The sequence below is a fragment of the Hydrogenophaga sp. genome, from assembly GCF_019264445.1.
Lineage (GTDB): Bacteria > Pseudomonadota > Gammaproteobacteria > Burkholderiales > Burkholderiaceae_C > Hydrogenophaga.
Map to the genome: position 1 here is coordinate 1 of NZ_JAHVAB010000020.1, position 14,719 is coordinate 14,719.

Annotated in this window: 13 protein-coding genes and 1 tRNA gene; 8 read left to right on the forward strand and 6 right to left on the reverse strand. The window is 65.6% G+C overall.

Features of this window, described 5'->3' with window-relative positions; translation table 11 throughout:
* Positions 1-125 precede the first annotated feature (125 nt).
* Positions 126-2,681 (forward strand): FtsX-like permease family protein, encoded by a 2,556-nt coding sequence (locus tag KXJ60_RS02275; protein WP_291123787.1) that lies wholly within the window; start codon positions 126-128, stop codon positions 2,679-2,681.
* Positions 2,678-3,097: a group II truncated hemoglobin gene (locus tag KXJ60_RS02280; RefSeq protein WP_291123788.1), complete on the forward strand. Its 420-nt coding sequence runs from the start codon at positions 2,678-2,680 to the stop codon at positions 3,095-3,097. Before KXJ60_RS02275 ends, KXJ60_RS02280 begins: the two co-directional genes overlap by 4 nt.
* 27 nt (positions 3,098-3,124) lie before the next feature.
* On the opposite strand, the gene KXJ60_RS02285 is transcribed toward KXJ60_RS02280, so the two are convergent.
* Both KXJ60_RS02285 and radC read right to left on the reverse strand, forming a co-directional pair.
* Positions 3,125-3,760: a Smr/MutS family protein gene (locus KXJ60_RS02285; protein WP_291123789.1), complete on the reverse strand. Its 636-nt coding sequence runs from the start codon at positions 3,758-3,760 to the stop codon at positions 3,125-3,127.
* A gap of 45 nt (positions 3,761-3,805) precedes the next feature.
* Positions 3,806-4,498, reverse strand: a complete 693-nt coding sequence (gene radC, locus KXJ60_RS02290; RefSeq protein ID WP_291123790.1) for a DNA repair protein RadC — start codon at positions 4,496-4,498, stop codon at positions 3,806-3,808.
* Positions 4,499-4,586: 88 nt separating this feature from the next.
* On the opposite strand from radC, the gene KXJ60_RS02295 reads away from it, so the two are divergent.
* The 5 genes from KXJ60_RS02295 (at position 4,587) to KXJ60_RS02315 (ending at position 10,152) form a co-directional block, all read left to right on the forward strand.
* Entirely contained in the window at positions 4,587-5,033 is a 447-nt protein-coding gene (locus KXJ60_RS02295) for an FKBP-type peptidyl-prolyl cis-trans isomerase (RefSeq protein WP_291123791.1), read from the forward strand.
* Complete coding sequence (ispH, locus tag KXJ60_RS02300; protein WP_291123792.1) at positions 5,033-6,004, forward strand: 4-hydroxy-3-methylbut-2-enyl diphosphate reductase; 972 nt, start codon at positions 5,033-5,035, stop codon at positions 6,002-6,004. The genes KXJ60_RS02295 and ispH overlap by 1 nt, the downstream gene beginning before the upstream one ends.
* A gap of 41 nt (positions 6,005-6,045) precedes the next feature.
* The gene (serS, locus tag KXJ60_RS02305; protein ID WP_291123793.1) at positions 6,046-7,365 is read left to right on the forward strand and encodes a serine--tRNA ligase; all 1,320 of its coding nucleotides are present in this window, start codon (positions 6,046-6,048) and stop codon (positions 7,363-7,365) included.
* A 54-nt stretch (positions 7,366-7,419) separates the two neighbouring features.
* On the forward strand, positions 7,420-7,902 hold the full coding sequence (locus tag KXJ60_RS02310) for a GAF domain-containing protein (RefSeq protein WP_291123794.1): 483 nt from the start codon (positions 7,420-7,422) through the stop codon (positions 7,900-7,902).
* Between the two features lie 288 nt (positions 7,903-8,190).
* Positions 8,191-10,152, forward strand: a complete 1,962-nt coding sequence (locus KXJ60_RS02315) for a beta-propeller fold lactonase family protein (RefSeq protein ID WP_291123795.1) — start codon at positions 8,191-8,193, stop codon at positions 10,150-10,152.
* Positions 10,153-10,254: 102 nt separating this feature from the next.
* Here KXJ60_RS02315 and KXJ60_RS02320 read toward each other — a convergent pair.
* Positions 10,255-10,344: transfer RNA gene (locus KXJ60_RS02320), tRNA-Ser, on the reverse strand.
* A 127-nt stretch (positions 10,345-10,471) separates the two neighbouring features.
* Here KXJ60_RS02320 and KXJ60_RS02325 point away from each other — a divergent pair.
* The gene (locus KXJ60_RS02325; protein ID WP_291123796.1) at positions 10,472-11,902 is read left to right on the forward strand and encodes a HAMP domain-containing sensor histidine kinase; all 1,431 of its coding nucleotides are present in this window, start codon (positions 10,472-10,474) and stop codon (positions 11,900-11,902) included.
* Between the two features lie 5 nt (positions 11,903-11,907).
* On the opposite strand, the gene KXJ60_RS02330 is transcribed toward KXJ60_RS02325, so the two are convergent.
* From KXJ60_RS02330 to KXJ60_RS02340, 3 genes are all read right to left on the reverse strand, one after another.
* The gene (locus KXJ60_RS02330; RefSeq protein ID WP_291123797.1) at positions 11,908-12,501 is read right to left on the reverse strand and encodes a response regulator transcription factor; all 594 of its coding nucleotides are present in this window, start codon (positions 12,499-12,501) and stop codon (positions 11,908-11,910) included.
* 241 nt (positions 12,502-12,742) lie between these two features.
* A complete protein-coding gene (locus KXJ60_RS02335; RefSeq protein WP_291123798.1) occupies positions 12,743-14,038 on the reverse strand; it encodes a tryptophan--tRNA ligase in 1,296 nt (431 codons plus the stop codon).
* Between the two features lie 7 nt (positions 14,039-14,045).
* A complete protein-coding gene (locus KXJ60_RS02340; protein WP_291123799.1) occupies positions 14,046-14,714 on the reverse strand; it encodes a site-2 protease family protein in 669 nt (222 codons plus the stop codon).
* Positions 14,715-14,719 lie beyond the last annotated feature (5 nt).

A 14,719-nucleotide genomic window follows, 5' to 3' on the forward strand; every position in this document is an offset into this window, starting at 1 on the left:
GGGCCGTCACCCCCTCGAGGGGGCAACACCTGCGGACTGGCGGAGCCAGATCCGCGGTGTTCTGAACCAACCCGCTTCGCTGCGGTCGGATGTGTGGCTTTTGTTGATGCGATAAGGTCCACCGAATGAGTACACCCCCCACTTCCCTCCCGATCCGCTTCTGGTCCCTGGGTTGGTCTTCGCTGGTGCGCGACTGGCGCGCGGGCGAGTTGCGCCTGCTGGTGCTGGCCGTCACGCTGGCGGTGGCGGCGCTCACGGCCGTGGGCTTCTTTGCCGATCGGCTGCAGGGCGGTCTCACGCGTGACGCCAGTGCGCTCATTGGCGGTGACGCTGTGGTGAGCAGCGACCATGCCTTGCCCGGCGCCTTCGAGGCACGTGCCCGCGAGCTCGGCCTGACCGCCACGCAAACGCTGGGCTTTCCCACCATGGGCCGCGCGCGCGACGAGGAGGGCGGCGCCGCCCGCCTGGTGGCCCTCAAGGCCGTCGGCGAGGGCTATCCCCTGCGCGGCACCATGCGCGTGGCCGACGCGCAGGGCGCGCCCGACATCGCCACCCGCGACATTCCCGCCCCCGGCACCGCCTGGGTCGACGAAGCCTTGCTGGTGGCGCTCAACCTCAAGATGGGCGACCCGCTGTTGCTGGGCGACACCTCGCTGCGCATTGCGCGCATCGTGGTGGTCGAGCCCGATCGCGGGGGCGGCTTCATGAGCTTTGCGCCCCGCGTCATGCTCAATGCCGCCGACCTGCCTGCCACCGGCCTCGTGCAGCCTGCCAGCCGCCTCACCTACCGCCTGGCCGTGGCGGGCGACACGGCGCGGGTGACCGACTTCAGCCGCTGGGTGGATGAGGAGTTGAAGAAGCCCGGGGCGCGCGGCATGCGGCTGGAGTCGCTCGAAGGCGGGCGGCCCGAGATGCAGCAGACGCTGGGGCGTGCCGAAAAATTCCTGAACCTCGTGGCGCTGCTGGCCGCGCTGCTGTGCGCCGTGGCCGTGGCCATTGCCGCGCGCGGCTTCGCGCAGCGACACCTGGACGACTGCGCCATGCTGCGCGTGTTGGGGCTTTCGCAAGGCACCATGGCGCGCGCCTACACGCTGGAATTCACCTTGATCGGCCTGTTCGCCAGCACGCTGGGCGTGGCCATCGGCTACGCGGTGCACCACGTGTTCGTGCTGCTGCTGGCCGGGCTGGTGGAAGCGAGCCTGCCCGCGCCCGGCATCGCGCCGGTGCTGCTGGGCCTGGGCATGGGGCTCACGCTCATGCTGGCCTTTGGGCTGCCGCCCGTGCTGCAGCTCGCGCAGGTGCCGCCGCTGCGCGTGATCCGCCGCGATGTCGGCCAGCTCAAGCCCGCCACGCTGGCCGTGCTGGGCCTGGGCATTGCCGGCTTTGCCGCGCTGCTGCTGGCCGCCAGCCGCGACCTGTTGCTGGGCGCCATCGCCGTGGGTGGTTTTGCGGGCGCCGTGTTGCTGTTCGCCGCCGCCAGCTACGCCGCCGTGCGCGTGCTGCGCGCCAGCGTGAACGAGGCCACCGCACCGCGCGCCCTCGTCATGGCCACGCGCCAGTTTTCAGCGCGGCCTGCCTATGCCGTGGTGCAGATCAGCGCGCTGGCCGTTGGCCTGCTCGCGCTGGTGCTGCTGGTGCTGCTGCGCACCGACCTGATTTCGAGCTGGCGCAATGCCACGCCGCCCGATGCACCCAACCGCTTCGTGATCAACGTGCAACCCGAGCAGGGCGATGCGTTCCAGCAAGCGCTCAAGAGCGCTGGCGTGCAGCGCTACGACTGGTACCCCATGATCCGTGGTCGCCTCGTCACGGTCAACGGCAAAGCCGTGGTGCCCGAAGACTTCACGGAAGACCGGGCGCAGCGCCTGGTGGACCGCGAATTCAACCTTTCCAACACCGCCACGCTGCCCGAGCACAACCCGGTGAGTGCCGGCCGCTGGACCGACAACGAGCCCGACGCACTCAGCGTCGAAGAAGGCCTGGCTGAAACCCTGGGCCTCAAGCTCGGTGACCGCCTGGGCTTCGACATCGCGGGCCAGATCACCGAGGGCCGCATCACCAGCCTGCGCAAGGTGGACTGGGGCTCCATGCGCGTGAACTTCTTCGTGGTGTTCCCGGTGGCCGAGGTGCCCAATGTGCCGGTGAGTTACATCAGCGCGTTTCGCGCGCCCGAGGTCGCTCCCGGCGCGACCCAGGGTTTTGACAACGCGCTGGTGCGGCAGTTTCCCAACATCACCAATGTCGACATGAGCCTCACCATTGCGCAGGTGCAGCGCGTGCTGGGGCAAGTCATCAGCGCCGTGGAGTTCCTGTTTGCCTTCACGCTCGCGGCCGGCTTGGTCGTATTGCTCTCGGCCATCACTGCCACGCGTGGCGAGCGCGAGCGCGAGTTCGCCATCCTGCGCGCGGTGGGCGCGGGCTCCAGGCTGCTGCGGCAGGTGCAGCGCATCGAGCTGCTCGGTGTGGGCTTGCTGGCGGGTTTCCTCGCGTCCGTCGTGGCGGTGGCTGTGGGCTGGGCGCTGGCGCGCTTTGTGTTCCAGTTCTCCTGGACGGCCTCTCCCTGGGTGCCGCTGGCCGGTGCGCTGGCCGGTGCGTTGCTCGCGCTCATGGCCGGCTGGTGGGGGTTGCGCAGTGTGCTGCGCACGCCCGTGGTGGAAACGCTTCGCAAGGCAGCCGCATGAACATCCCCGTGTACCAACCCCAGGAACCCACGCGCTTTGACACCCCGTTCGAATGGATCGGCGGCGAAGACAAGGTGCGCGCATTGGTGGACCGCTTCTACGACCTCATGGACATCGAGCCGGGCTACCGCGAGCTGCGCGCTGCGCATGGCAGTGCGCTGGACAACGCCCGGCAACGGCTGTTCTGGTTTCTGTGTGGCTGGATGGGCGGCCCGCAGCACTACACCGAAAAGTTTGGCCATCCCCGCCTGCGCATGCGCCACATGCCGTTTGCCATCGGCATCATCGAGCGCGACCAGTGGCTGGCCTGCATGGACCAGGCGATGGGTGAGACGGGTGTGGACCCCGCCCTGCGTGAGCGGCTGAAAACCAGCTTCTTCCAGACGGCGGACTGGATGCGCAACTCGCCGGGGTAATGGCTCGCGCCGGTCTGATGTTGGCTGTCACCCCGACCGCAGCAGCACCACCAGCGCCCCGGCCCCGCCTTCTGCCGGCCGTGCCTGCACAAAGGCCATCACTTCGCTTTTCTGCACCAGCCAGCGCAGCACGCGTTGCTTGAGCACGGGCGTGCGGCCTGGCGAGCCCAGCCCCTTGCCGTGCACCACGCGCACGCAGCGCAGACCGTTTTGATGGGCCTCGCGAATGAAACGGCCCAAGGCTTCGCGGGCTTCGTCGGTGCGCAGGCCGTGCAGGTCGATCTGGCGCTGGATGCTCCAGCTGCCTTCGCGCAGTTTGCGCACGATTTCAGGCCCCAGGCCGGGGCGGCGGTAGCTCAGCAGCTCATCCGTGTGCAGCAGGGTTTCGATGTCGAAATCGTCAGAGAGCGCCTCGCGCATCACCGAGGCTTCGTCGAGCTGGCGCTGCACGGGCACGGGCTCCACGGGCACCGGACGCGGCTCGATGCGGCCAGGATGCGGAATCGGTTGAACCGGACCGACCGCGAGCTCAAACAGCCGGCGTTCGCGCTCGCGCTGCTCGGCCGCCAGCCGCTCGGCTTCGCGCCGTGCAGCCTCTGCCGCAGCCCGCTCGGCCATGGTGCGCTTGAGCGCCTGGAGCTCGGCGAGCGTGTGGACTTTCATGCGCCGGATTGTCACCCAGCCCACGGGCGCGATCGGCCAATGCCCTCACATCAGCCCCTGCTCGGCCATGGAAGTGGCGTGGTGCCGCGTCACGATGAAATGGTCGAGCACGCGCACATCCACCAGCGCCAGGGCACTGCGCAGGGTATGGGTGAGTTCGATGTCGGCACGAGACGGCTGGGCCACGCCGCTGGGGTGGTTGTGGGCGAGCACCACCGCCGAGGCGTGGTGGTGCAGCGCGCGCAGCACGATTTCCCGGGGGTACACGCTGGCTTGCGTGAGGGTGCCGCGAAACAGCTCCTCGAGTGCGATCAGGCGGTTCTGGCTGTCCAGGAACAGCACGGCAAACACCTCGTGCGGCTTGCCGCCGAGCTGCAGCTGCAGGTACTCCCGCACGGCGCCCGGGCTCTCAAACACCGCGCGTTCCTGCAGTTGCTGCGCAAGCGCGCGCCGTGCCAGCTCCAGCACGGCCACCACCTCGGCGCGTTTGGCAGGCCCCAGGCCCTTGATCTGCTTGAGCGCATCCGCGCCGGTGTGCAGCAGGCCGCCGATGCCGCCAAAGCGGTCCAGCAGCTCCTGGGCCAACTGCAGCACGTGTTTGCCCGCAATGCCGGTGCGCAGCAGCAGGGCGAGCAGTTCGCCGTCGCTCAGCGCCGCCGGGCCGCGCGCGAGCAGCTTTTCGCGCGGGCGTGAGTCGCTCGGCAGGCCCTTGAGCCCGGGGGTGGCAAGGCCATCCATGTGTTTTTCTCCCTGGTTGTGCCTGCTTTTTACAATAGGGGCTCTTGCGGTACCCCCGCCCGTTGTCCCCTCACGCCATTCCCTCGCCATGCCCCAAGTCCAAGAAGGTTCCTTTCTCACGCTGCACTACCGCATGTCCGGTCCGCAGGGGCAGGTGATCATCAACACCTTCGACGGCCAGCCCGCCACGCTCAGCCTGGGCGCCGGCGAGCTTTCGCCCGCCATCGAGCAGCGCCTGATCGGCCTGGAAGAGGGCACGCGCACCGTGATCGAGCTCGACGCGGGCGAGGCGTTTGGCGAGCGGCAGCCCGAGATGGTGCAGTGGGTCGCGCGCAAGCTGCTCAACGAACTGGGCGACCCGCATGAGCAGTACGCCGAGGGCGATGTGGTGCAGTTCCCCACGCCCGACGGCCTGGGCAGCTACGCAGGCTCGGCCGTTGAAGTGCGCGAAGACGGGGCTGTGCTGTTTGACTTCAATCACCCGCTGGCGGGCCAGCCCGTGAGCTTCGAAGTGCAATTGATCGGAGTGCTTTGATGGCCGACTCTCAAGAAATCCTGCTGGCCGAGCCGCGCGGTTTCTGCGCGGGCGTGGACCGGGCGATTGAAATCGTCGAGCGCGCGCTGACCAAGTTTGGCCGGCCCATCTATGTGCGCCACGAGATCGTGCACAACACCTACGTGGTCAACGACCTCAAGGCCAAGGGTGCGATCTTCATCGAGGAGCTGTCCGATGTGCCTCCAGGCGCCACGCTGGTGTTTTCGGCGCATGGCGTGAGCAAGGCGATCCAGGAAGAGGCCCAGCGGCGCGGTTTTCATGTGTTTGACGCCACCTGCCCGCTGGTGACCAAGGTGCACGTCGAAGTGGCCAAGCTGCATCGCGAGGGGTTCGAGTTCATCATGATCGGCCACAAGGGGCACCCCGAGGTGGAGGGCACCATGGGTCAGCTCGACAGCGGCATTCACCTCGTGGAAGACGTGCACGATGTGGCCCGCGTGGCGCCCGCCCAGACGCAGCGGCTGGCCGTGGTGACGCAGACCACGCTGTCGGTGGACGATGCGGCCGAGATCTTGAGCGCGGTCAAGGCGCGGTTTCCGAGCGTGCGTGAGCCCAAGCAGCAAGACATCTGCTACGCCACGCAGAACCGGCAGGACGCGGTCAAGCTGCTCAGCCCGCAGGTCGACATCGTGATCGTGGTGGGCAGCCCAACCAGCTCGAACAGCAACCGCCTGCGGGAACTGGCGGTCAAGCTCGGCACGCCCAGCCACATGGTCGACAGCGCCGATGAACTCCAGCCCGAATGGTTCGAAGGCAAACACCGCGTGGGACTGACCGCAGGCGCTTCGGCGCCCGAAATCCTGGTGCGGCAGGTGATCGAGCGCATCAAGGCGCTGGGGGCGATCTCGGTGCGCACCATGGACGGACTGACCGAGACGATCAAATTCCCGTTGCCCAAAGGCCTTCGCATCGATGGCGAGAGCGCCACGCCGCTGGGACACCTGCGCTGAGCGCCCCGCGCCCGCAGAGGGCGCAAAACTACAATCGCCGCATGCTAGACATCGTTCAACTGAGAAAAGACCTCGACGGGATCGTGGCGCGCCTGCAGACCCGCAAGCAACCGCAGCCGTACCTGGATGTGCCCGCCTACAAGGCGCTGGAAGCAGAGCGCAAGGCGCTGCAAACCCGCACCGAAGAGCTGCAGAGCCAGCGCAACAGCCTGTCCAAGCAGATCGGCATGCTCAAGGGCAAAGGCCAGCACGCCGAGGCCGAGGCGGCCATGGCGCAGGTGGCGGCTTTCAAAGCCGAGCTCGAAGCCTCTGCCGCGCGCCTGGAGGTGATTCAGGCCGAGCTGCAGAACCTGCTGCTGGCCGTGCCCAACCTGCCGCACGAAAGCGTGCCCGTGGGCAGCGACGAGAGCGGCAACGTGGAACTGCGCCGCTGGGGCACGCCCCGCAGCTTCGACTTCGAGCTGCGCGACCACGTCGACATCGGTGAAAGGCTGGGCCTCGATTTCGAAACCGGTACCAAGCTCGCCGGCTCGCGCTTCACCTTCATGCGCGGGCCCATTGCGCGCCTGCACCGCGCGCTCGCGCAGTTCATGCTGGACGTGCAGACGCAGGAACACGGCTACACCGAGTGCTACACGCCGTACATCGTCAACGCCGAAACCCTGCATGGCACCGGCCAGTTGCCCAAGTTTGAAGGCGACCTGTTTGCGGTGAAAAAAGGCGGCCAGGAAGGCGAGGCTGTGCCCGACACGCAGGCGCTTTACCTCATTCCGACCAGCGAAGTGACCCTGACCAACACCGTGCGCGACACCGTGCTGGCCGAGAGCGAACTCCCCATCAAGCTCACCGCGCACACACCTTGCTTCCGCTCCGAAGCAGGCAGCGCCGGGCGCGACACGCGCGGCATGATCCGCCAGCACCAGTTCGACAAGGTCGAGATGGTGCAGATCGTGCACCCCGACCAGAGCTATGCCGCGCTGGACGCCATGACCGGCCACGCCGAAGCCGTGCTGCAGAAGCTCGGCCTGCCCTACCGCGTGATCGTGCTGTGCACCGGCGACATGGGCTTTGGCTCCACCCGCACGCATGATCTGGAAGTGTGGGTGCCTGCCCAGGCGACCTACCGCGAGATCAGCTCTGTGTCCAACTGCGAGACCTTCCAGGCCCGCCGGCTCCAGGCCCGCTTCAAGACCGCTCAAGGCAAGAACGAACTCGTGCACACGCTCAACGGCTCCGGCCTCGCCGTAGGCCGCGCGCTGGTGGCCGTGCTCGAGAACTACCAGAACGCCGACGGCAGCGTGACTGTGCCCGAGGTCTTGCGCCCTTACATGGGCGGGCTGGACCGGCTGGTTCCGGCATGAATACGCCTGCCTGACGCGCAGACCCCATCCACCCCACCGCAGAGACAGCACCACATGCGCCACCACTCCAAGCGTCTCGAACGGCTCAAGCAACTGATGATTCTCGAGACGCCTCCGGAGGCGGCCTACGACGACCTCACGCGTGCGCTGGCGGACGGGCTCGGTGTGCCCATTGCGATGGTGAACATCCTGGACCAGCACCGCGACTGGTTCAAGTCGGTGGTGGGTTTGCCGTTGCGCGAGTCTTCGGCAGCGACCTCGTTCTGCGAGGTGTTTCTACAGACCGAGGACGACCTGGTGGTGGCCGAGGACACTGCGCAGGACCCGCGCTTTGCGGCACATCCGATGGTGACCGGCGAGCCGCACATTCGGTTTTACGCCGCTGCGCGACTGGTGGTGGACGGGCAAACCATCGGCACGCTCTGTGCCTACGACACCCAGCCCCAGACGGTGAGTCCGGAAAAAGTGGCCGAGCTCAAGGTGCTCGGCGATGCGGTCATGGAACTGCTGCGCAAGCGTGACGTGTCACCAGAGTGATCGTTGACGTGGTCTTGCAGGACAAATAGCGTTCAAGCTTTGTTGCTATGAATCCGATAGTGGTGATTCCAGTCACCACTGTCCTCATAGCGCATGTTCCGTCACAACGTCTGCCTTTCTCTTTCAAGCTCCCGCGTCCGGGCAGCCCTGATCATGGCTGCCACGGTATCTTTGCTGGCCGCGTGTGGCGGCTCCTCACAGTCCCGTACGCCTACCGCGTCGGCTCCCACCTCACCGCCCGTCACGTTCAGCGTTGCCGGGCGTGTGAGCGGTCTCACGGGGTCGGGGTTGAGCCTTTCGCTCAACAGTGGTCCGGCGCTCGCCATCGCGAGCGATGGGGCCTTTGCGTTTCCCGCGGAAGCCAGCCAGCGCTTCACCGTGACCGTGACGTCACCCGCCGCCGGGCAGACATGCACCGTCTCCAACGCCACGGGGGCGAGCGCACAGACGGACGTTGATACGGTGCGCGTGCACTGCTCGTCCACGTCCTACGCCGTGCGCGGCACTGTCAGTGGACTGGCCGCGGGACAGCAGCTCACCTTGACCAACAACGGCGCCGACCCTGTGGTCGTGGCGGCCAACGGTGCCTATGCGTTTGCGGTGCGGGTCGCGCAAAACGGCGGCTATGCCGTGGCGGTGGCGAGTCAACCGGCGGGCCAGACCTGCACCGTGCGCAACGCGACGGGCGCAGGCGTCCTTGCCGACATCACCGATGTGGCGGTGCTGTGCGCCAGCACCAGCCACCGGGTGGGTGGTTCCGCTGCGGGTCTGGCGGCTGGCGCCTCTGTCACCCTGCTCAACAACGGCGCGGACGCCACCGTGTTGTCGAACAATGGGACCTATGCCTTCGCCGCGCGGGTGGCCGACCAGGCCAGCTACAGCGTCACGGTGGGCACCCAGCCCGATGGCCAGACCTGCACCGTGTCCAATGCCCGGGGCGACAACGTCGGCGCTGATGCAGGCAATGTGAACGTGCAATGCGATGCCGTGACGCACACCATTGGCGGCACGCTCAGCGGTTTGCTGGCCAACCAGCAAGTGACCTTGTTCAACAACGGAGCGGATCCGCTCACCTTGACGGCCAACGGTGCCTTCCAGTTCGAGACGCCGATTGCTGCACAAAGCGCCTACGCGGTCAGCCAGGGCGCCGCCACCTCGGGAGTGAGCTGCAGCCTGAGCAATGCCAGCGGCAGCAACGTGACCGCCAACGTGAGCAACGTGGGCCTGAGCTGCTCAACCTCGGCGGTGTCATTCCTCTACATCCCTGACTACGGCAATGCCCGCGTGCTGGGCTACCGCATCGATCGCGCCACCGGTGTGCGCACAGACCTCCCCGGTGCGCCATACGCCGCAGGCTCCAACAACCGCTGGCTGGCCATGAACCCGGCGCAGAGTTTTCTCTACAGCGCCAACGTGGGCAGCAGCAACGTCTCGGCCTACACCGTCGACAGCACCACCGGTGCGCTCACGGCGGTGGCTGGCAGCCCCTTTGCTTCGGGCGCGCAGCCCACGGCCATTGAAGTCAGCCCGGATGGTCGCTTCGCGTACACGGCCAACAGCCAGAGCGCCAACGTGAGCGGCTACAGCATCGACCAGACCACGGGCGCTCTCACGCCATTGCCTGGCAGCCCCTACGCGGCAGGCACCATCCCGACAAAGATCGCCATCACGCCCAACAGCCGTTACCTGTACGTGACCAACCAGAACAGCAACAACCTCTCGGCTTACAGCATTGACGCGACCACAGGCGCGCTCACCGAACTGGCGGGGAGTCCTTACGCACTGGCCGGGCAGCCTTATGGCATCGGCATGCACCCCTCGGGCGATTTCGTGTACCCGGTGGTTTATCAAGCAAAGCTGCACGCCTTTCGCATCGACCCGGCCACCGGTATCCTGACCGACACACAACCCGGCGGGTATGGCACCAGCGGGTCGGACTGGGAATGGCTGTCGTTCACCACCAATGGTGCGGGCACGGTGGGCTACGTGGCGACCAACCAGGGCATCCGCGCTTACGACATCAACACCACCACCGGCGCGCTGGCCGAACGCAGCCCGTTTGCGCATGCCGGCAGGTACCAGCACGTCACCACCAACCGCGCCGGCAGCCGCCTCTATGCGGGCGACTTCCACGCGATTTACACGCACATCCTGGACATCAACCCCACCACCGGCGACCTCTCGCCGATCACCGGCAGCCCGTTCTCTGTGGGAGCCCGGCCTTACAACATGGTGGTGGTCGAACGCTGAAGCATCCACGGAACCGCCGCACTCCATCGTGTTTCGGTGGGGAGCGGCGTGGATGGGCACAAACAAAAAAGCGGCCCGGAGGCCGCGATTTTGCTAACTAACTGGCGGAGAGGGTGGGATTCGAACCCACGGTAGTATTGCTACTACGCCTGATTTCGAGTCAGGTACATTCGACCACTCTGCCACCTCTCCGGGTGTTGGTCTGAATTGCAAGACGGCGAGTATAGCAGGGCCACAACGGCCAGCCGCTGCCCACCGAGGCGGGTGCAACCGCGCAGACCGGGTGAGACAATGCGCCACCGTTGTTCGCTGGTCTTCCATGCTCGTCGATACCCAACCCGCCACCTACCAGCACGTTCCCGCCTCGCCTGAGGTGCGGGATCACTGGGTCAACTCACAGCTCATTGGTGTGCTCATGGACAACATGGGCCCGTCGCTGCTGGCGGCGGTGCTCTCGCTGCCTGTGCTGGTGTACCTCATGGCCGGCCAGTCCAACACCATCGCCCTGGTGGTGTGGACGGTGTTGATGGTGGTCATGCTGGTTCTGCGCTATCGCCTCATCGGTATCTATCGGCTGCGCCACGACAGCCTGGAAGGCCCGCAGCGCATGGCTTTTGTGCGGCGCTACCGGTGGTCCTGGACGGCGATGGCATTGTTGTGGGGTGGTCCGGTGTTGTTGAGCTACCAGCATTCCACTCAGGCCACGCAGTTCGTGTGTGGGCTGGTGGTGTTGGGGCAGGGGCTGCTCACGCTCACCGCATTCAGCTCGTACTTGCCGGTGTTTCGCCAGTACGCGAACGCCCTGATCCTGTCGGTGTTTGTGGGCTTGGCCTGGAACACGCTGTTGAAACTCCACAGGCCGGAGGCGGTGCAGATCGGCTTGGTGTTGATGGCCCTGCTGTTTGTTTTCTGGGGGCTGCTGCTCATGGCAGGGCGGCGTTTGCACGAAGTCCATCGCTCCAGTTTCGAACTGCAGTTTTCCAACCAGGAGTTGATTGATTCGCTGACGTTGCAAACGCGTGCGTCTCTGCGAGCCGTGGCAACCAAGAACCGCTTTCTGGCATCTGCAGCGCACGACCTGCGTCAGCCTGTGCACGCCCTGAGCCTTTACGCCGACTGGCTGGCCACCGAACCCGAAATGGCGCGTGACATCGCTCCCCGCATCCTGCAGTCAACGAGAGCCATCAACGAGTTGTTCGACTCCCTCTTTGACCTGACACGCATCGACGCCGGAAATTACAAAGTGCGCTTGCAGCACGTCGATGTGCAGACCCTTTTCGCCGATCTGGCGATGCAGTTCGAACCGGTGGCTGTCGGCAAGTCGCTGCGGCTGCGCACGCACAGCAAGCCGTGCACGATCTGGTCCGATCCGGTGGTGCTGCGCCGCATTCTGGGCAATCTGGTCTCGAATGCGTTGCGCCATACCCAGCACGGCGGTGTGTTGCTCGGGCTGCGGCACCGAGAGGACATGCTGGTGTTCGAGGTGTGGGACACCGGTGTCGGCATCGCCAGAGAACACCAGCAGGCGATCTTTCAGGAGTTCTTCCGCGTGTCACAGCACCAGGGCACCGAAGACAGTCTGGGCCTCGGGCTCACCATCGTCTCCAAACTCACGTCGCTGATGGGCTACCAGCTGGCATTGAACTCAGTGGCCAATCGCGGCAGCGTGTTTCGGGTGATGCTGCCCGACTTCACTCAGCGCGAGCCGCTGGCGACGCATTCCGCGAAAGAGCCGAACGTCGGCTTCTGATGGTGTCAGAGGTCGAGCAGACCTGCCGTACGGGCCAAGTGGCTGGCCTGCGAACGGCTCTTGACATTGAGACGGCGGAACAGGCGCCACAGATGCACCTTGACGGTGTGCTCGCTGATCTGCAGCTGCTCGGCAATGTCGCGGTTGCTCAGGCCGCGGTCCAGCATGACCAGCAATTGCTTCTGGCGTTTGGAGAGTTTCTCTGGAATCGTGGGCGCGTTCTCGTCTTCCACTTCGTCGGCCAGAAACTCGCGGAGCACTTTGGCGATCTGCGCTGCGCCTGCGGATTTCTCCACGTAGGCGTCAGCACCGGCTTCCCTGGCCAGGTCCTCGTAGTCCGACGAGGGCGACGCCGACAACACGATCAAGGACGTGTCGGGAAGCATCTGTCGCACTTCCCTCACGCCTGACACGCCGTTGGTGTCCGGCAATTTCAGATCCAGGCAAACCAGCTCGGGCTCGCCGTGCTCTGCGATGGCCTTGCTCACAGCGGCCAGGCGCTCCAGTTCGACCACCTGCGTCGATGCGCGCAGGCGTCGCAGCAGCATGACGACGGCTTCGCGCATCAGCGGGTGGTCGTCAATAACAAAAATACTCATGTCTGGCGGGTCGGTGATAACGGAGGGGAAGCGGACAGCATATAGGCAATGTGCATGTTTGGCGATAGCCATTAGCGTGCCAATGCGGCCGTTCCTTTTACTTTAAATACCAAACACCCGGGGGTATTCGGACCAAGCGGCTCGAACCCTTGGCCGACAACGGTCGGAAGACAGCATTCTGGGCTCGCCGAACAGGTGATTGTCCCTCAAAGCGCCAAGGTGGCCAGGTAAAGCCTGGCGCTCAAGCCTGCAGCGCCGCGAAATGCGCCAGCGCTTGCGTGAGTGCTTCGCCGTCTTCCTGCAGGGTGAGTTGTTCCCGAAGGCTCGGCAGGGCCTGGCTTCCTTCTCGCTGAAGGCGTGCGATGGCCTGGGCGGCTTCCTTGCCGGAGGCAAAGCCGGTGCTCTGCAGCAGCAGGGTGCCCGTGCCATCGACGAGCTTGAAATAGAACAGGCCATCGCCCTCGCGGTACTGCTTGAACGCGGGCGCTGTCACCTTGGCCGCTTTCACCGGCGCCGCCGCCACCCTGTTGTCGAGCTGGCGCAACCCAACCGCTTCACGCAGCCGGGTGGTGAAGGGGGTGGCGATGGCACGGGCTTTCTCGGCGCCGGCCTTGAGCGTCTTTTCGATTTGCGCGGGATCCTGAATCAGCTGGTCGTATACCTCGCGCATGGGGGCAATCTCGCGGTCCAGGCGCTCGAACAGCGTCTGTTTGGCGTCGCCCCACGCGATACCCTCGGCATAGGCCTTGGCCAGCGACGCAGTTTCTTCTTCCGAGGCAAAGGCCTGAAAGAGCTGGAACAGCGCCGAGCCCTCGGTGGACTTGGGCTCGCCCGGGGCGCGCGAGTCGGTCACGATGCCCATGATGAGCTTGCGCAGCTGATCGCGCGGCACGAAAAGCGGGATCGTGTTGTCGTAGCTCTTGCTCATCTTGCGGCCGTCCAGGCCCGGAAGGGTGGCCACGTGTTCTTCAATGGCCGCTTCGGGCAAGGTGAAGTGCTCGCCGTAGAGATGGTTGAAGCTGGACGCGATGTCGCGTGCCATCTCGATGTGCTGGATCTGGTCGCGGCCCACAGGCACCTGATGGGCGTTGAACATGAGAATGTCGGCCGCCATGAGCACCGGATACATGAAGAGGCCGGCTGTGACGCCAGCGTCGGGGTCCACCCCGGCGGCATTGTTCTTGTCGACGGAGGCCTTGTACGCATGCGCGCGGTTGAGCACGCCTTTGCCTGTGACGCAGGTGAGCAGCCACGTGAGTTCGGGAATCTCCGGGATATCGGATTGCCGGTAGAACGTCACCTTCTGCGGGTCGAGCCCGCAGGCCAGCCAGGTGGCCGCGATCTCGAGTGTGGAGCGCTGCACGCGCGCGGGCTCGCCCACCTTGATGAGGGCGTGGTAGTCGGCCAGAAAGTAAAAGCTCTGCACTTCGGGCAGGCGGCTGGCGCGCACGGTGGGGCGGATGGCACCCACGTAATTGCCCAGATGCGGTGTGCCCGAGGTGGTGATGCCGGTGAGGACGCGTTGGATTTTCTTCATGAAGGAATCAGAACAGCAGCATTCGAAGGGGGGTGAGCAGCACCTCGATGGCGCTGTTGGTGAGCATCATGAGCGGGCGCAGCCAGAGTGTGCCCACCACGCCTGTGATGACCAGGGCCATCACGATGAAAAATCCCCACGGCTCCACGCGGGAGACCAGCGCCGCCTGCTTCCAGGGCAGCAGGCCCACCAGAATGCGGCCGCCATCCAGCGGCGGCAGCGGGAAGAGGTTGAAGGCGAACATGACGAGGTTGACCAGCAGACCGGCGCGGCACATCTGCAGGAAAAAGTCTTCCTCCACACCGGAGGCGACCAGCACATAAAGCAGCACCGTCCAGGCGATCGCCTGAAAGAGATTGGCGCCCGGGCCGGCCAGGGCGACCCAGATCATGTCGCGCTTGGGGTTGCGCAGGCGACCAAAATTCACGGGCACCGGTTTGGCATAGCCAAACAGGAAGGCGCCCGACGTCGCGAAGTACAGCAGCAGCGGCATCGCAATGGTGCCCAGCGGGTCGATGTGCTTCACCGGGTTGAGCGTGATGCGGCCCATCATCGCCGCGGTGTGGTCGCCAAAGTGCCGGGCCGCGTAGCCGTGCGCCGCTTCGTGCAGCGTGATGGCGAACAGCACCGGGATGGCGTAGATGGCGACGGTTTGAACGATCTGGGCGAAATCCATGGCGG